Annotated in this window: 15 protein-coding genes; 8 read left to right on the forward strand and 7 right to left on the reverse strand. The window is 58.6% G+C overall.

All coding sequences use genetic code 11. The annotated features are described in order from the left end of the window. Positions 1 to 107 precede the first annotated feature (107 nt). The 5 genes from PR018_RS23145 to PR018_RS23165 all read left to right on the forward strand — a co-directional run bounded on the left by PR018_RS23145 (position 108) and on the right by PR018_RS23165 (position 5,027). The gene (locus PR018_RS23145; protein ID WP_142832100.1) at positions 108 to 1,739 is read left to right on the forward strand and encodes an FAD-dependent oxidoreductase; all 1,632 of its coding nucleotides are present in this window, start codon (positions 108 to 110) and stop codon (positions 1,737 to 1,739) included. Between the two features lie 203 nt (positions 1,740 to 1,942). Further along, positions 1,943 to 2,173, forward strand: coding sequence for a DUF6429 family protein (locus PR018_RS23150; RefSeq protein ID WP_142832068.1), 231 nt, complete (start codon positions 1,943 to 1,945; stop codon positions 2,171 to 2,173). Between the two features lie 944 nt (positions 2,174 to 3,117). Then, on the forward strand, positions 3,118 to 3,297 hold the full coding sequence (locus tag PR018_RS23155; RefSeq protein ID WP_142832070.1) for a DUF2274 domain-containing protein: 180 nt from the start codon (positions 3,118 to 3,120) through the stop codon (positions 3,295 to 3,297). A gap of 117 nt (positions 3,298 to 3,414) precedes the next feature. Continuing rightward, positions 3,415 to 3,795: a helix-turn-helix domain-containing protein gene (locus PR018_RS23160; protein WP_142832071.1), complete on the forward strand. Its 381-nt coding sequence runs from the start codon at positions 3,415 to 3,417 to the stop codon at positions 3,793 to 3,795. Continuing rightward, on the forward strand, positions 3,795 to 5,027 hold the full coding sequence (locus tag PR018_RS23165; RefSeq protein ID WP_142832072.1) for a type II toxin-antitoxin system HipA family toxin: 1,233 nt from the start codon (positions 3,795 to 3,797) through the stop codon (positions 5,025 to 5,027). Before PR018_RS23160 ends, PR018_RS23165 begins: the two co-directional genes overlap by 1 nt. A gap of 98 nt (positions 5,028 to 5,125) precedes the next feature. Here the strand turns inward: PR018_RS23165 and PR018_RS23170 are convergent, their stop codons facing one another. Beyond that, the gene (locus tag PR018_RS23170; RefSeq protein WP_153816494.1) at positions 5,126 to 5,278 is read right to left on the reverse strand and encodes a hypothetical protein; all 153 of its coding nucleotides are present in this window, start codon (positions 5,276 to 5,278) and stop codon (positions 5,126 to 5,128) included. Positions 5,279 to 5,690: 412 nt separating this feature from the next. Here PR018_RS23170 and PR018_RS23180 point away from each other — a divergent pair, with 412 nt between their 5' ends. Further along, the gene (locus PR018_RS23180; protein WP_142832073.1) at positions 5,691 to 6,440 is read left to right on the forward strand and encodes an SDR family NAD(P)-dependent oxidoreductase; all 750 of its coding nucleotides are present in this window, start codon (positions 5,691 to 5,693) and stop codon (positions 6,438 to 6,440) included. Positions 6,441 to 6,945: 505 nt separating this feature from the next. On the opposite strand, the gene PR018_RS23185 is transcribed toward PR018_RS23180, so the two are convergent. Beyond that, positions 6,946 to 7,977, reverse strand: coding sequence for an NADP-dependent oxidoreductase (locus PR018_RS23185; RefSeq protein WP_142832074.1), 1,032 nt, complete (start codon positions 7,975 to 7,977; stop codon positions 6,946 to 6,948). A gap of 1,125 nt (positions 7,978 to 9,102) precedes the next feature. On the opposite strand from PR018_RS23185, the gene PR018_RS23190 reads away from it, so the two are divergent. Further along, complete coding sequence (locus tag PR018_RS23190; RefSeq protein WP_142832075.1) at positions 9,103 to 9,294, forward strand: hypothetical protein; 192 nt, start codon at positions 9,103 to 9,105, stop codon at positions 9,292 to 9,294. A gap of 801 nt (positions 9,295 to 10,095) precedes the next feature. Here PR018_RS23190 and PR018_RS23195 read toward each other — a convergent pair. The 3 genes from PR018_RS23195 to PR018_RS23210 all read right to left on the reverse strand — a co-directional run bounded on the left by PR018_RS23195 (position 10,096) and on the right by PR018_RS23210 (position 11,913). After that, complete coding sequence (locus PR018_RS23195) at positions 10,096 to 10,359, reverse strand: hypothetical protein (RefSeq protein WP_142832076.1); 264 nt, start codon at positions 10,357 to 10,359, stop codon at positions 10,096 to 10,098. Between the two features lie 1,038 nt (positions 10,360 to 11,397). After that, complete coding sequence (locus PR018_RS23205; protein WP_142832077.1) at positions 11,398 to 11,622, reverse strand: hypothetical protein; 225 nt, start codon at positions 11,620 to 11,622, stop codon at positions 11,398 to 11,400. Positions 11,623 to 11,706: 84 nt separating this feature from the next. Then, complete coding sequence (locus PR018_RS23210; RefSeq protein ID WP_142832078.1) at positions 11,707 to 11,913, reverse strand: hypothetical protein; 207 nt, start codon at positions 11,911 to 11,913, stop codon at positions 11,707 to 11,709. 266 nt (positions 11,914 to 12,179) lie between these two features. Here PR018_RS23210 and PR018_RS23215 point away from each other — a divergent pair, with 266 nt between their 5' ends. Continuing rightward, positions 12,180 to 12,620 (forward strand): Ros/MucR family transcriptional regulator, encoded by a 441-nt coding sequence (locus PR018_RS23215; RefSeq protein WP_142832079.1) that lies wholly within the window; start codon positions 12,180 to 12,182, stop codon positions 12,618 to 12,620. A 209-nt stretch (positions 12,621 to 12,829) separates the two neighbouring features. Here PR018_RS23215 and PR018_RS23220 read toward each other — a convergent pair whose 3' ends face one another. Continuing rightward, the gene (locus PR018_RS23220; protein WP_279621439.1) at positions 12,830 to 13,120 is read right to left on the reverse strand and encodes a hypothetical protein; all 291 of its coding nucleotides are present in this window, start codon (positions 13,118 to 13,120) and stop codon (positions 12,830 to 12,832) included. A 231-nt stretch (positions 13,121 to 13,351) separates the two neighbouring features. Continuing rightward, positions 13,352 to 16,672 carry an autotransporter outer membrane beta-barrel domain-containing protein gene (locus PR018_RS23225; protein ID WP_161991017.1) on the reverse strand — a complete coding sequence of 1,107 codons (3,321 nt, stop codon included), beginning with the start codon at positions 16,670 to 16,672 and terminating at the stop codon, positions 13,352 to 13,354. Positions 16,673 to 16,859: the final 187 nt, after the last annotated feature.

The raw sequence follows: 16,859 nt of genomic DNA on the forward strand, positions 1-16,859 counted from the left end.
TCTTGGAATTCGGCAGGCTTTCCATGTCTACCTAGGGTCGCTCGTGACCCGCTCGAAACCTTGAGGAGAGGCGTGTGACGACCGATTTCAGCTCCCGTGAATATCAGATGCTTCCCGTCCTCACGCCTCTTCAGATGGAGACGGCAAAGCGTTTCTCCCTCGGCGAGCCAACACGGTTCGCGCCCGGCGAACAAGTCTTCTCGGTCGGTGACCACAACGTGCCCGCCTGGCTCGTCCTTGACGGAGCGATCGAGACGTTTCGCCATGATGGCCTGACGCGGCGCGCGCAGTTCACAACGCATCGCACCGGGCAGATATCGGGCGAAGTCAGCCAGCTTTCGGGCCGTCCTATATTGGTAGATGGCAAAGCTGGTCCCGATGGGTGCAGTGCGGTTGCCTTCGATGGAGCGCATCTGCGTGCGCTGGTCATCGGGTCGGCCGACATCGGCGAATTGATCATGCGCGCCTTCATCCTTCGCCGCGTGGCGCTGATAAGTGCCGGAGGCTCGGGGTCCGTGCTCGTCGGCACGCCCGGCCAACCGTCACTGACAAGGCTCGAGGGATTTCTGTCGCGTGTGGCGTTCCCCTATGTCACGCTCGATGCCACCTTAGACACGGAAGGGCGCGCGTTGGTCGAACGCTTGGGCATCCTTGCGTCGGAGCTACCGCTCATGGTCTGCCCCGATGGAACCGTCCTTAGAAACCCGACGGATGGCGACGCTGCCCTGTGTCTCGGCATCACGCCCGATCTCAAGGAAGATATGGTCTATGACGTGGCGATTGTCGGCGCCGGCCCCGCGGGTCTTGCCGCGTCCGTCTACGCCGCATCGGAGGGCCTGAGCGTCATCGTCCTCGACGAACGGGCTGCGGGTGGCCAGGCGGGTGCGTCGGCAAGGATCGAGAACTATCTGGGGTTCCCGACGGGCATCTCAGGCTTCGCCCTTGCCGGGCGCGCCTTCAATCAGGCCCTCAAATTCGGCGTCGAGATTGCCTTCCCGCTGCAGGTGGCCGACTTGGTTCCGAAATCGGGTCCGGGCGCGCTCCATGCCCTGACATTGACGGACGGCCGTATCGTTGCTGCCCGAACCATCGTCATTGCATCCGGTGCGCGCTATCGTCGTCCGGACATCGCCGGCATCGACAGCTTTGAGGGCGCCGGCATCTCGTACTGGGCGTCCGCCATCGAAGCGCGGCTATGTGCCGGCGAGGAAATCGCCCTCATTGGCGGAGGGAACTCCGCCGGCCAGGCGGTTGTCTTCCTCGCGCCACAGGTCAAGAAGCTGTGCCTGATCGTCAGGCGGAAGCTAGAAGAGACGATGTCAAGCTATCTCATCGACCGGATCGCCGCCCTGCCGAACGTCGAGATCCATACGACGTGCGAGGTGGTTGGGCTCGAAGCCGATAGCGAGCGACTCCTATGCGGGGCAATTCTGAAAGACAGGCAGACCGCCCGTGAACGTCGAATACCCATGCGGCACATGTTCCTCTTCATCGGCGCGGATCCGAACGCGGCGTGGGTCCGCGCCCACGTCGAGACAGATGAACACGGCTTTATCTGCACCGGCAGGTTTTCCGATGCCGCCGGCGGGCGGCCGGCATTCCCGCTTGAGACGAGCCTGCCAAACATCTTTGCAATAGGAGACGTCAGAGCCGGATCCACCAAACGGGTTGCCGCCGCCGTGGGGGAAGGCGCGGCTGTCGTTGCCCAGATACACGCCGCCCTGGCCGCGATGATGTGAGATAGCCCCGATCGTTCCTCTGATGGCCGTCATCGTCGGCGCCGGTGCGAGGACAGACGGCGTCATGGATGGCTCCGATCGGTGGGTGGGCATCCTGTTGTCCTTTCGGTTTCCGACACGGTTCCCGCGAGCTTATGGCAACAGGCGGCATCGGCTATAGCCAGACGGGTTTTCAGGCAAGCTGGCTTTGACTATATTCCCCGATGGATATAGACGAAGATAAAATTGACGACGCAGTCTTGGCGCTGCTGTGGCTGACGCTTCATGAGGGTCGTGCTTGGAAGGGGTTTGACTGGGGCACGATGGATCGGCTGTTCAAGAAGGGGATGATCGGGGACCCGGTCAACAAGGCGAAGTCAGTGATCTTGACGGATGAGGGCGTGGAGCGCTCAAAGCAGCTGTTTCAAACGCTGTTTACGCCGCCCCCGCGATAGCGGATCTTTCCGCCTTCCAGTTCCAGGGTATGAGCTCGTCGGTCCGGCTGGTGGCATGGTCGGCGAGGCGTGCAAGCTCTTACGCAATCGAGGATTGCGGATCGACGGTCCATCGTCGCCGTAGTGATCAATCTGGACATGAGACCTGCCCGCTGACATGGGCGATCAGCGAGCCATCTCGTGGAAAAGCTTCCAGACAGAGGGTTGAGGGGTGTCCCGATCCTGCGGTCCCGTGTCCAGTACACCCCTACATGAGGTTGCTGCTGACCTCGGCGGGTGCGATCATCGCGCCGATTGTCGACGACCGCAAAAATCTGCGGCTTCCTTGCGTCCTATAAGTCTCGGGAATTTTGGTCATCGTAACTCTGCATATAAACAGTCGTGTTTGATCCGGTGGTGACGGACGTAGGGGCTTGGTGGGGCGAGTCAGACGTTATTCGTCGACCCTTGGCCTCATTAACGCCTTCAAAGCGGGGGGAGGTGCTGGCCTCCGGATTGCTAGGGGGGTCACGCTTGGAGCGAAACGACACTCCAGGGCCAGCACGCTAATAGTCACGGATACTTTGTGTTATAGCAAGTCACGAATTTGTTGAGCGCAGCATAACAGAAAAAAGGCTCGCCACACCCTCCCCAGGCGGCAAGCCTTCCAACGGCGTCGATGCAATCGCAGACGCGCACGGAGCGTGTAACAGATCGAATGACCACCCGATGGATTTCATTGTCGGGGCGCGCCGATTGGCTTGGCTCATTTATGGGTCTTTTCATAGAGCACTCCAGCGCCCTATCCGTTCTCGTCGATGAAGATGATGCCGGCCGTCGCAAGGACTTCGGTGATCTTTGTGAACGGTGTCCATTCGCCCACTCAACTCACCTGTTAAAGCCTCCATCCCCAGCCCCGCGGCGTCCACCAAACCAATCACCATTTTTGGCAGGGTAAGGCTGGCTTGAGAAGATTTGTACTCTCTTCACAGCATCGCGATCTCGCCGCCTCTCTCGAGGTGCGCGGCCGTGAGAACGACCATCCGCCTACCGATCCCGTCCGCCTGATCGCACCGATGCGGGAGCGGTTTATCGCAACCGATCTGGCGTTTGCGAAGGTGAGTTGCAGCACGTTGTCCCAGTGATTTGGCGTTGCCCTTGCCTATACGCCTCAGTTATCATCTATTCTCGCTTGAAGAAGGCATTAATTTGTCATATATGAGTGCCATTAGAGCTATATCGTTCATATACGGAGAAATGCGTTGGCCTCGCCAAAGTCGAAATCGGCGCTTGAAAGACTGGGTTACGACCTGCGCAACGCACGTTTGCGCCGCGGCATCGCCGTATCTGATCTCGCAGCTCACGCCGGGACGTCTCCCAGTACCGTTGCAAGGCTCGAAAAAGGCGATCGGGGTGTCGGCATCGGTACGCTTGCCGATGTTCTCGTCGCCATGGGGCTTGTCGAGCGCCTGGCCGACCTCCTTGACATACGCACGGATGATCTGGGTCTGGCGTTGGCCGCCGAACAGTTGCCGAGACGCGGAAAATCCTTTGCCGCAAAACTCCGCAGGCAGGAAACGCAGGATCATAAGACGAAACAAGACGAAAAGGACGTCATCGACCCAGATGGCGCAGCCTTCTGATGCCCGACTTTGCCGCTCATGTCGCCCTTGGTGAAAGCCTGACGCCCGTCGGCCGATTGCGCTTCACGCAGGCCGGACCGCGCCAGTTTTCCGCCTTTTCGTATGATCCCGCCTGGATCGAGAACCCCCGCGCCTTTGCGCTACAACCGACCTTACCGCTCGAAGGCAGCTCCTTCCACGCCTCCGGCCAGTCGGGCAACACGCGTGACGCGCTCGCAGGGGTCTTCTCCGATGCAGCACCCGATAGCTGGGGTCGCAGGCTTCTCGAACGCACCTACGGCAATGGCCTCTCCGAGTTTGAATATCTGACGCTCTCCGACGATACTTGCCGACAGGGCGCTCTGCGCTTCGTCGATGCAAATGGAGCGATCATCAAAGGACGAGAAACCGAGGCCGTGCCGCGGCTGATCGACCTGCAGGCCATCACCGCAATCTCCCGGGCCTACGAGCAGGGCAAGGAGATCTCCGCACAGGATATGCAAGCGCTCGCTGGAGCCGGCGGCTCGGGGGGGGCTCGCCCCAAAGCCAATGTCATCGATGGCGAGAACTTCTGGCTCGCCAAATTCACCTCCGTCCACGACCAGCAACCCATCGAGCGCGTCGAAGTCGCAACCCTCCGCCTCGCCAGAGCCTGCGGCATTCGCACGCCAGAGGCGCGTCTGGAACTGACGGAAACCCCGTTTCCCGTCGCGCTGCTGCGACGGTTCGACCGACGCGGTACCGCGCGTATTCCCTACATTTCGGCGCGCACCGCATTGGCCAAGACCGGGACGGAACTAGGCGCCTATACCGAGATCGTCGATTTCATGCGGATGGCCGCGGCCGAACCTTTGGCTGATTTCCGGGAACTCTATTTGCGCCTGATCTTCACCATCCTCGTCTCGAACAAGGATGATCACCTGAAGAACCACGGCTTTCTCTATGTCGGCGGCGGTCGCTGGCGTCTGTCGCCGATGTTCGACGTGAACCCTGCGCCTGATCGCAACCCGCATCTCGAAACCGCAATTCTGGAGGATGGAGCGCACGACCGATCCATCATGCTCGCCTTGGAAGCGTGCGAATTCTTCGAGATACTCGAATCCGATGCACGCCGGACGATCCGGGAAACCGCACGCCGCATTTCGGATGAATGGCGCGAGGCGTTCCGTCTTGTCGGTGTTACCGGCAGCCTGGCCCGCGCCTACGAACCGGCATTTCTGAATGATGAAACCGAAATCGCTCTGGCGCTCTAACAATCATATATGAATGGTTGAATGCCATACCTCGTCAGATATGATCTATTGCGCCTGCCTTAAAGCGACCGACGCGGTGCTGAACGCGCGTGATTAAATTAGGGGCCGAGGAAGCGCGAGATCGGAAGATCCACCAGCTGCATCTTGGCAAACCCTCCGTTTTCGACGCCACCGCCGCCGCCTCCACGCACGCGTTCGGCGCGGCATTCCCATCCCTGACGACGATCAGGCTTCTCTCGTCCTTGGATCATACATCTGAGGTATCGCCATCACGCATCCGCAAACACCCTTGTGCAAGCGAACCATTCGCTGGCATCAACTCTGCCAGATCGTCTCCCTTGCCGACACCACGATTTACGACATGGAGCAGCGTGGCGAATTCCCGCACAGGTCTGTCTGACGTCCCGTTGCGTCGTAGAGGGTCTTGCGGGTTGCGTTCTCTGGCCTTGCGATGTGGATGAAGCCCGCCGTGTCGCGCCATGGCGGTCGCTTTCGTCGTAAGGGGTTTTGCCTATGATCGCCTCCGGGATCGAGATATATCGGACAACTTCAAGGGCGCAGCTTCGCTCGGTGAACGCTAGACTAATTCTTTAAGGGCCAATCCGGGATATGACCTTTGGAATGGAAGACCGAATTCGTATCATTACGCTATGGTGAGAGAGCATGCTGGACATCAAAGGAACAACGTCGATCGTCACGGGGGGTACCTCGGGGATCGGCTATGCGACGGCCAAGGAACTGATTGGCAGGGGTGCGAACCTGGTCATCAACTCGCGAACTGCCAGCGCGCGATTTGCGGAGCTGGTTGCCGAGGGTGAAAAAGTTGGCATCCGCGCCCTTCACGTTATCGGGGACATGCGGGATCCGGAAGTATCCAAGGCGATTTGTTCGAAGGCCATGTCCGAATTCGGCCGGATCGACAGCGTCGTCCATTGTGCAGGCGGCCCGGCTCCTGGCGCGGCCGTCGACATGCCTGCCGAAAACTGGACCGACGCCTTCGACGTCCATGTCCACTCCGCCTTCCATCTGTTCCGGGCAGCACACCCTTCGTTGGCCTCGCGGGGCGGGGCGGTGATTCTCCTCTCGTCAGCGGCTGCTCTGCGTGGATGTCCGGGCAACACCGCCTATCAGGTCGTCAAGGCCGCCCTCATTCAGATGACCCGCGCGCTTGCGCGCGACCACGCCGCCGAGGGGATCCGGGTGAACTGCGTTGCGCCCGGAATTATCCGGACACCGTTTCAAGACGGCATGACCGACATCGCGAAAGCGAACAACATTGCAAACCGGATCCCATTGAAGCGTGAAGGTAGGCCCGAGGATGTCGCCGACGTCATCGTCCAGCTTATCGGCAATGAGTTCATGACCGGAGAGACCATCGTTATCGACGGTGGGATGTCGATGAGGATGGTGTGACCGCTCTGATGGTTGCGTCTGTCGTAGGAGGCCGCAGCGCTCCTTATTCAGTGCGTATTGCGCGCCGCCAGGCATTCGGAACCAAGGCGATCAGCGATGCCTACCGCTAGCTGTGGTGCCGCTCCAGGGTCTGGGTCAAGGACACCGTTGGAACGCTATTGCCAGGAAAGCACTATCGCGGGGCGGAGGTCGAGATGTCGACCTCCGACGATCGATGGGACGGCAAGACATTCGTCTCGAGCCTAGGCGGTAACCGAACTGTAGATCGCCGCATTGGCACCAACGGTTGGCCGCCCCTGTCCGCAGCTCTTGAACAATTCCGTCGATCCGGATTGACTGGCTATCAAAGTGAGTGTCGTTGGAGCACCAGGCAACACTGAGACCGGGCAGGAAGCCCAAAGCTGGCTGACCGTGGGAGATGATCCTATGGAGGCTAGCGGCGGGAACCTGTCGGTCCCCTTAGATGTCTTTCCTGGTCTGATTTGAGGCTTGCCGCAAGCGCCAGTCACCCCTTCGACGATCGGTCTGCCACCTTTACCAGCAGCTTGCCGAAATTCTTCCCCTGCAGCATCCCGATCAGCGCCTCGGGAGCGTTCTCCAGTCCTTCGACGACGTCTTCGCGATACTTGATCCGACCGGAGTTCACCATGGGACCGATCTCGGCCTCGAACGCCGCATAATGTTCGAGGACGAACTCGGTCTGGATAAACCCACGGATCAGCAGGCTCCGTCTCAGGATGGCCGACATCATCGCCGGCACGTTGTCTTGCTCTGAAGCCGCCGCTCCATTGTAGTTGGCCACCAGACCGCACACCGGAACGCGCGCATACATGTTCAGAAGTGGCATGACCGCCTCCCAGACAGGCCCGCCGACATTCTCGAAATAGACGTCGATACCCTTCGGGCAGGCAAGCTCCAGGTCCGTCTTGAAATCCTTTGAACGGTGATCGACGACTGCGTCGAAGCCCAGCTCGTCGCGGACATAGTCCAGTTTCTGTTGTCCGCCGACGATGCCGACAGCCCGCGCGCCTGCCAGCTTTGCGAGCTGACCGACCATGGAGCCAACCGGACCCGATGCGGCTGCGACCACGACGGTCTCCCCCTCTTTGGGGCGACCGATGACCTTCATGCCGGAATAGGCCGTAAAGCCCGGCATTCCAAGGACGCCGATCGCGGTGCTGATGGGTGCGCCTTTCGTGTCGACATGGCGGATCGCGTCGGCTTTCATCACGGCACCCGTGCACCATCCGGTACGGGACCTCACGATGTCTCCGGGCTTGAAGTCGGCATGCCGGGAGCGCGCCACCTCGCAAACGGTCTCACCCTCCATGGTGCCATCGACAGGAGTGGGAGCCGCGTAGGATTTGGCGTCGCTCATCCGGCCGCGCATATAAGGATCCAGCGAGAGGTAAAGAACCTTGAGTGTGACCTCGCCTTCGGCAGCGTCAGCAAGCTCGGCGCTTTCCAGTCGGAAGTTCTCGGAGGTGGGAGCGCCTTTGGGCCTGCTTGCAAGGACCACGCGTTGGATTGTTGTCATGGTTGTTTCGTCTCTCCGGAGGTTGGCGCATATTTAAAGGGGCAGTTGCAGTGTATGTTGTCATTATGCCGCGGTATCGCCGTTGGGGGTATCTGACGGTCATGCCACTTTTAAACAAAGGGACATTTGCAATCGGATTCAATGACGCCACAGAGGCGTTGGCATTCGAGGCCATCGTCCATGGTCTTGCAAAAAAACGGGGACTGACGCATGCCAGCTATACTGCTGCTGATAACAATTAGCGAGCCCTCGCCCGCTTTCCAAAAGGAATGGCTGTTTTTCGACGCCACCTATGGATTGATCATCAAGTTCGAATGTGGTCTTCAAGCAGGTTAGATATGCTTTCGAAATTTATGTTATGAAATATTCCAATTACTCAAACGACAGAGGGTTAGCGGTTCTGTTTATGCTGGTACTTGGTCTCTCGCTGCTGCCGGTGGAACTGGCTTTTTACATAAGCACTGGGCAGGATCTCGGACGCAACCTTGTTGCCTGTACAGTAAGCTTTCCTAACCGTCTTTTTGCTGGGGCAGCGGTCGTAAGCTTCGAACTCTTGATTTGGACGTTGATAGGATACCGGTACTTCCGAGCAAAGGGGGAAGGACCATTCGGCCCTATTCGCAAGCACAGAGCCGGTGAAAGCAAAATTCGCCAGCGTCTTTTTCCGTATGTCTCGAACGGGTTGCTCCCCTGTATGGTCTTCTTGCCGTTCGTAGTTCTATTTAACAACTGTTCGGTCGGACAATAGCAGTGCAGCGTGGGCAAGACTGCGCTTATCACCCCAATCAAATATAGCACTTGGTCTTCGCGAGCTCCCCCCACCGACTTTCGTTAAATGGAGAAACAAATGGCGAAACTGAATACCGAGCAAAAGTGGATGGTGGCTGCAATGTGTGTTTTCTTTCTCGTTGGTTTCGGCTGTATAATTTACAGCGAAAATTATTCGGTGAAATGTGAGAACGACAGGCTTGAATGCAACGTAAAGTCGAGCATGGACTTTCTCGAACGAATGTACGGGCCATACAAACCCTTTTAATGGGGGGTTGCAAGTTACAGACAGTTCAACGCCATCCACTCCGAATCCCTCTATTCTGCCAGCCCCGCCCCGATCACAAAGGCTCTCATGTGACCCAGAAGCGCATTAACGATCTGTCGGCAGATCAGGCGGAGCGTCTTCATCAAGATTGGGTTCGGGCTCTTAATGGGCGAGAACCTACGCCAGAGCAGACTACAAAGGTTGAGGCGCTGTGGCAAAGGTCGCTTGCTCAGGTTGTTTACGACCCGGAACAAATGATTGATGATGAAGCTGATCTTTAACACATCACCCTGATCACGTCGTGGCTGGTGTGGTGGAAAAGATAGTGGTCGGATTGAAATATAGTCGGCGCCCAATGAAGTTACTACCGCTTTTCAGTTTCGTTTCATATTGAGACGTTACCGACAGGCTGTCCGTGATTGGCCGACATGACCGGACCGAAAAGTACTGACATGTAACTGAAAACCTTGAACGCCATGACGGAGTTCAAGGTTTTTTTCGTAAGGTCTGGTCCCGGAACTCGAGGAGGTCTTCATGCTTTTGGCAATATTGAACTCGGTTGAGGTCGTTTCAGCATGGGTAGGCGTCATCGTATTATTTCGGTTTGGCGTGCCATTCGAAATTGTCACGCCGAACGGAATGGGGTTCGTTGTTGGCTCTCTGAGCAACGAAACTCGGCTCGAACTTAATAAGCGGCGAGTTCTGTACAAGCGTATTGGATGGGTAGCCCTAGCGATGGTGTCATCCGGCGCGCTGCTTCAGGTATACTCTTCAATCTTTGGTGCTTTCCACCCATCACCCTGACTAAAAGGTTGTAGCGATGGTATACTCGGACAATGGATAGCCTCTCAAGGTATCATCTATCGCCGCATGAAGACGGATCTTGGCATGTGATTGATGCCAGAACCGCCGGTCCGGCTGAAATTGAGGTCGATGGCAGGTTCTTCGTCTTTTGGAAGCTGCCAAAGGAGGAGGCCGAGCGCTGGTCGAGGCTCCTCAATCAAATCGCCAGCTTTCCGTCAGATGGTTCATTCTAAGTACGCAGAGGATGCACGCCCTGATCACTTCTTTGGGCCATTTACTCAGCCTTGAGAGTACAGCTTTCCCAGCAAATCGGTGATGAAGACAGTCGTCGCCCTGTTGGGAAGGGACCGGTGACCTAGCAGCGCGTGCAGGAAATCGATCGGATCATCAGAGCCGAAAGCGGCCTGTAGCTGGTCGAGACTGGCCCTCTTCTGCCGCAGGATGGCAAAGATCGTGGCTCGGCTGGAAGCCGATAGCCGGGGCTCATGACCGCCATCGCTCTCGAAATAGGATGGACCGGCCTTCTCTTCGCCAAGGGCCATCTGGTCGAACTGCTGGCCGCTAGCCTGCCGGATTAGACCGTCAAACAGAAATCTGATCCTGTCCGGTTTTTATGGGGCAACTCCACCTCTGGCTTCGTTTCCTGGCGCCCTAGTCACAATTGGAAACGGCTTGCGGCCCTTTATGAACCTGACATGATGACTTAAAATTAAAAGGAGGTCATCATGCTGTTGGCAATATTGAACTCGGTTGGGGTCGTTTTAGCATGGGTAGGCGCCATCTTATTATTTCGGTTCGGCGTGCCGCGCGAAATTGTCACGCCGAACGGAATGGGGTTCGTCGTTGGCTCTTTGAGGAACGAAACTCGGCTCGCACTTAACAAGCGGCGAGCTCTGTACAAGCGCATTGGATGGGTAGCCGTAGCGATGGTGTCATGCGGCGCGCTCCTTCAGGTATGTTCTTCAATCTTTGGCGCTTTTTACCTAGCACCCTAACCCACTGTGGAGGGGAGCAATGTGGCACGGTTGGACCGAAGATAGGGTAGGATCCCACGAACCTCTGCGGTTGCGCGGAGTTAGAGCAAGATCACTTCATCGTGCTGCACCCACCTACAACAGCCCGGGGGCGTTCACCGAACCGATCACAATTTTCGCAGGGTAAGTCTGCCCTGATCGTATCGATGCCGGGGGGCCACCGATCTGGCGCTTTCGCGGGTGAGATGCAGTACGTCGGCCACTTATCCCATTGCCCCTGTTTGCACCGCCTAGCCATCACCTCGTCTCGTTTTAAGAAATTGGCGCATTCATCATACATGACTGACATCAAAGCCATGTCGGTCATGCACGGAGATTTATGTTGGCTTCGCCAAAGTCCAAATCGGCGCTTGAAAGACTGGGGCACAACATGCGCAACGCATCCCTGCGGCGCGGCATCTCTGTGTCTGGTCTCGCAGCCCCGCCGGCACGTCTTCCAGTGCTGTTGCGCAGCTCGAAAAAAGCGATCCAGGTGTCGAAGTAGGAACACTTGTCGATATTCTCTGTAGCGCGGCATCTCGCTCTGCGGGCGCAGCGCTTCCCCAGTCAGTTTGAGTTTGCCGCCACCCACTTTCGGTTGGGCGTCGCTGCCAGATAGGCAACGTAATCGTCAGAGGCGTCGGCGAAGAAAAGAGCCGCCTCCTGCTCGCGCCATCCAGCCTCCACCGCGTCACGGATGAATGCGGTGAGTGCCCGTTTGCACATGGCCGCACATTCTACCGAACGCTCCTTTTGATCGACGCTAAACTTGGGCGGATGAAAATAGGTCATGCCGGATGATGGCACAGCCCTTGGCTCTTGCAACCGACAGCCTTTGTTAAGCTTACCAGGTAAGGTTAAAATCCCGTCTTTATGCTAGTGGGATGCACCACGTTTGGACTTCGCCAGCAGCATGACGTGCTCATCCGCGGCATCAGCCAACGCGACTGTAATTTCAACTTCAGACCAACCCCTGCCTCCTAACTTTGCAATAAGTTCTGACATGAACTTGTACACTTCTGTTCGGCAGTCAGTATTCGTTACATCATCTTCGAGTCGCTCATCGAAATTTAAGTTTTCCACTTCTCTCTCCGTTTTGTTACAATACGAGAATCACACAGGCGACTATTTGTTCAAATCACGAATTGTGACTCAGAATAGTCCTGCATCATGTACGATACTGGCACAGCTACTTAGAGTGGATTTTTTAAGTGGCTGTTTTCTAATGAAATATTGATTATGTGATCGACGTTTTTTCTCAACCAACGAAATCGCGAGGGAAACATGGCATATTCACGACGCCGATTTGGTTGCAGGTGTGCGGATTACGCCACACCCGACGACCTGTTATGAGCCACCCTGCCCCGCTTGCGACGCCGAAGTCCCTGGCCGATCTTGTCGCCCAAATTGTTTCCAGCTACGTGCGCAAGCACGTCGTCCCAGTGACAGATATGTCAAATCTGATCACCGCTGTTTATCGTGCGCTCGACAGCTGCTCGCTGGTGGTATTGCCAGCGCCGCAGGTCGAAGCACAAAAACCGGCCGTTTCCGTGCAAAAGTCGGTCCATAAGGACCACATCACCTGCCTGGAATGCGGTGGCGACTTCAAATCACTGAAGCGTCATCTGGCGATGCACCATTCGATATCGCCCGAAGATTATAGAGGGAAATGGAAGTTGCCCGGGAACTATCCGATGGTTGCCCCCCTCTATTCGGAAGCGCGCTCGAAAATCGCTCGGGAACTCGGCCTGGGTCAAAAAGGGCGACGCCCGAAATTGAAAGGGCTCTAGTCGTGCGGGCGCGCAGCGAAGCTGTAGCCTTTCTTATTTCGAAAGCTCAACGGCGGTCGAGCGGTCACCTGCGTAGAACGGCAATCCGATACTGCACGCCTGATAGCCTTACGGCCGCGTCAACGAAGAAAGCGCCGGATCAGAGCTAAGGACCGACCCTGGTCATCAGGCGCACTGAAGTCTCTTGCATCGTGTTTGCGGACGCCTTACTAGCCTCCGACCGCATCACTGACGCATTTCTTGGTGTATGAGGACTTTGCAGCGCCGGCCAGCGGTTTGCCATTTTTATCCTTGGCAGAGCTATCGCAGGCAGCAGCAGCCTCGTTGGTGCATTTCTTCAGCGACGAGGTCAGAGCCGCGCCGGCCAGCGGCTTTCCATTCTTGTCGATCGCCTTTGACTTGCATGTATCGGCGGCATTCGCGCTCGCGGCGGCCAACACCAAGACAACGGCCAGCAAGATCTTTTTCATAAATTCTCCCATTTCGATGGCTTCAAACATGGAGGCCCTGTCTTCGTTGCCTGTCAGACGCCTTCGCCTGGTTGGATTGTTGTAAGCGCTTCCGTTCCAACTTCGCAACGAGGTTGGCCTTGAATCACCGAACAAAATAAGCGGAGACTTCCCCATGGACGCTGGTTCTCTCCACATCGGACCGTCCTATTCGGGTCACAGTGGCCCGTGGCTAAACATCATCGTCCGCCATGATCCTGCAGCCAGGTGGTCTTTCGCTAGCTAGAACCTGACAGCCAGATTGGCCTTGACCGTCTGGCTGAGGCTGCTGCTGCCATATTGGCCGCTATAGGTGATGCCGATGGTCGATGCCTGGGCGGCGGCGAAATCCAGGCCGGCGTCGAGGACGAGGCTATCTTTGTCGAGCGCCGTGCCGACGGTGGTGAAATCGTCGCCGCCGGCAAAGTGGAACGAAGACTGCGTCGTCGTATCGCCGTAAGCATGGCGCCAGCCAACAGAACTGCGCGCCGTTGCGTCAAGACCGGCCAGCGCGAACCCGGTTGAGGAGCGCAGACCTAGCGTGGTAAAAGTAACCCCCGCGTTCTCGGCAGCGCTGCTCAAGGCGGCCGACCCGCCGGTCTCGTTGAAAGCGTCACTGTGCTGATGAACATAGGCGGCATTGGCGAAAGGTTCGAAGGCCAGTCTGCCGGCATCGATGCGGTAGCCGAGCTCGCCGTAGATCTGCGCCGTTGCTGCGTCGTAGTCGGCCGCCAAACTCTGTGAAAAGCCAGAAAATTCGACCTTTCGCTGCGTTGCGATCGACTGCCTCTCGTAGAGCGCGCCGACGCGCAAGGCCAGCGGTCCCCACTGGTTGCCGCCATAGACCCCGACATCGTAATTGTCGCTGCTACCGGACGCGCTGCCGTTGGCCTGATCGAAATTGCCTTTGCTATAGCCGCCCATCACACCGATCCGCCATGTCGTCTCGCGGAACGGGGCATCCGCGCCGATTGCCACGCCCCCGACCGAATCCTTGATACCGGCGGCGTTGGCGTCGCCGTCCGTCCTGCCCCAGCCGCCATAGGCCTGACCCCAACCGACAGCCCGCGCACTATAGGGATCGGCAAGGATGGCCGCGGCAGCCTGTGCCGCGGGCGTGGTGCTCTGCGTTTCGCCATAGCCGAGAGCGCTGCTTGCGCCGCCGGGCGGACCTCCGAGCACAAAGACGCTCCCGCTGGCCGCGCCAATGCCGTCAAAGGCACTGCGCAGGCGGTCGATGCCAATGGTGCGCACGAAGCGGCTGTTGTCAAAAGTGGCGGTGGTCAACGCGCCATGCAGCGCGCCGGCCAGCTGACCAAAAGCATTGCGCGCCTGCTCGGCACTCAGCGTTTCGACAGACTGGTAAAGCGAATTATCACCGCCCAGACTTTCCACGCCCTCAGCGGCGGAGCGCTGGTTAACGGTCCTGGCGGTTGAGGCAAAGGCGACAGTGTTGCGGGTGAGCGTCAGGGTGACATCGTCTGTATCGTAGCCGAGCGTCGTATCGACGAAGGCGGCAGACGAGGCGACGGCGCCGAACGTGCCGATAACGCCGCGGCTCGCCGAGAGAACGGTGTAAGTCTTGCCAGCCCGCAGGCCGCTAGTATCGCCAAGGCTCACCGCAGCCCCGCTCACGAGCCTCGCCGTGCCGCTCACCTTGATCAGGTCGCTTCCCGTCCCATCGACGTCGACAGTGTAGAGAGCGCCGCTGGCGAACGTCAGATCGCCGGCGACCGTGAGGATTCCGACGCCGCTGCCCGGCGCAATGGTGGCGCCCGATGCGACGGACGTCGTTCCGACGGTGCCGGTGCCTGACAGGACGCCGCTGTTGACGAGCATCGTGCCGCCAAGCAGGCCGTTTACCGCCAGCCTTCCGCCTGAGACGGTGGTGATCCCGGAAAAACTGCTGGAATCGCTGCTCAAGGACACGCTGCCGTCGGCAACATCTATGGCGCCATTGCCGTCAACAGACGCCGAAAGGGTGTAGGCCGGACCGCCGAAATTGAAAACGAGGGTGCCGCTGCCAGCGCCGAAGTGGATGGCACTGGTGTCGAGCGTTGCTGCACCGGCGGCGGTCTGGCCCAGCGTGGAGCCGACATTCAAGGTGCCGGTCGAGCCCGCCTGTGCGGCGATGGTAATGCTGCCAGCAGAGATCGTCCCGCCATCGGCAACAGTCACGGTGCCGGTGCTGGCATCGCCGATGGTCAGGCTGCCTGCGGTCGAAAAGGTCGAGCCGTCGCCGGTAACAGTCACCTTGCCGGTCGAGCCGGCATCTCGGCCGATCGTCGTCGACGAGGCACTGAGCGTGCCGCCCAGAGTGACTTGCAGCGCACCGGTGCCGGCGCCCCCGACGATGAGGTCACCGTCGTCGCGCCAGGTGCTGCCGGCGCCAGTCACAAGGACAGTGCCGCTGCCATTGAAACTGTCACCCAGAACGAGCCCATTCGATTGGACAGTCCCGGCATTGGTGATTTTTGTAAGGCCGCTGCCGCTTCGGCCGACGATCACCGAATTTGTGACATCCCATTGCGTGCCGCCACCGTCGACAGTGACTATGCCGCTATCCCCGCCTGCATATCCCAGGGTCGCCGAGCTGCTCTCGACTTGACCAGCGCCGCTGATGTCGAGCGTGCCGTTGCCGGGGCCAGTGACGCCGCCGCCGTCACCGCCAATCAAGAGCGCTCCGGACGTCCAGACGGACCCAAGGCCGCCGACACGGACCGAGCCGTTGGCATGAGCACCAATGACGGCGCTGCCGCTGGAGACGGTGGCGCCAGAAAAGATTGTCAGACTGGCATCGCCCGCCTGGCCGACGATCAGTGAACCGTGTGTGTCGAAGGCGCTGCCGCTGCCGCTGAGACCGACCGTGCTGCCGTCGCTGCCGGCAAGACTGCCAATGACGGTGCTGTCGACCGATACAGTGGCTCCGGTTGAGATGGAGACGGTACCGAGGCCACCATCGCCGACCGTGAGATCGCCGGCCGTCCAGGTGGTGCCGCCGCCGGCAATATTGACCGTGCCTGTAGCCCCTGCAACCTGTGCGATGGTCGTCTCGGCGGTGGATGCTGCGGCGCCGGTGACCACCTCGAAGCGGCCAGCGCCTGCCTTGCCGATGACGAAGGGGCCGCTCGTCTGGAAATAGGAACTTCCACCGCTCACCCCGATGGTCCCGGAACTGCCGCTATCCGCCGCGATGGTCGCCGCACCGCTGCCGCTGTAGCCGCCAGCGGCCGTGATCGTCACAATGCCAAGTCCGGCATTACCGACCGTCAGATCGCCATTGCTCCAACGCCCAAGCGAGCCGGAGACGGTCACGCTGCCGTTGGCCGTGGCTCCGGCACCAAGATTTGCCGTCGTGGAGGTAAGTGCATTGTTGATGGTGAGATTGCCGCTTGCACCATTGCCGACCGTCAGCCCGGCAATATTCGGGATCGGCGCTCCGAGATTATTGTAAATGATGGCAGAAGCTGGCGTGTCGATATCGACACTGTCTCCGGCCTGAGGTGCGTGGCCCGCAGCGCCTCCGTTCAGCCAGTTGCCGTCCTTCGTCCAATCAGTATCCACAGTGCCGCTCCAAGACAAGGAGTCGGCGGCGGCGGGACCCATAGCGGCGGTCAGCAACGTGATGGAGGCCAATAAAGTTTTAAAAAATGGTTTGCTGTACAAGTCATGTTCCATCGAAAGGCAATCTTCTGCTAACCGGTTATTAAGCATAAAAGATACAAGACAATTAACGTTTAGATCCTCGGTC

It is taken from the genome of Rhizobium rhododendri, assembly GCF_007000325.2.
Taxonomy (GTDB): Bacteria; Pseudomonadota; Alphaproteobacteria; order Rhizobiales; family Rhizobiaceae; genus Rhizobium; species Rhizobium rhododendri.

Excerpts from the sequence above, each read along its gene's own strand:
- PR018_RS23215 (WP_142832079.1), top strand. The coding sequence starts at position 12,180 with ATGAGCCACCCTGCCCCGCTTGCGACGCCGAAGTCCCTGGCCGATCTT.
- PR018_RS23220 (WP_279621439.1), bottom strand. The coding sequence starts at position 13,120 with ATGTTTGAAGCCATCGAAATGGGAGAATTTATGAAAAAGATCTTGCTG.
- PR018_RS23180 (WP_142832073.1), top strand. The coding sequence starts at position 5,691 with ATGCTGGACATCAAAGGAACAACGTCGATCGTCACGGGGGGTACCTCG.
- PR018_RS23150 (WP_142832068.1), top strand. The coding sequence starts at position 1,943 with ATGGATATAGACGAAGATAAAATTGACGACGCAGTCTTGGCGCTGCTG.
- PR018_RS23170 (WP_153816494.1), bottom strand. The coding sequence starts at position 5,278 with ATGATCCAAGGACGAGAGAAGCCTGATCGTCGTCAGGGATGGGAATGC.
- PR018_RS23165 (WP_142832072.1), top strand. The coding sequence starts at position 3,795 with ATGCCCGACTTTGCCGCTCATGTCGCCCTTGGTGAAAGCCTGACGCCC.
- PR018_RS23145 (WP_142832100.1), top strand. The coding sequence starts at position 108 with ATGCTTCCCGTCCTCACGCCTCTTCAGATGGAGACGGCAAAGCGTTTC.
- PR018_RS23205 (WP_142832077.1), bottom strand. The coding sequence starts at position 11,622 with ATGACCTATTTTCATCCGCCCAAGTTTAGCGTCGATCAAAAGGAGCGT.
- PR018_RS23195 (WP_142832076.1), bottom strand. The coding sequence starts at position 10,359 with ATGGCCCTTGGCGAAGAGAAGGCCGGTCCATCCTATTTCGAGAGCGAT.
- PR018_RS23185 (WP_142832074.1), bottom strand. The coding sequence starts at position 7,977 with ATGACAACAATCCAACGCGTGGTCCTTGCAAGCAGGCCCAAAGGCGCT.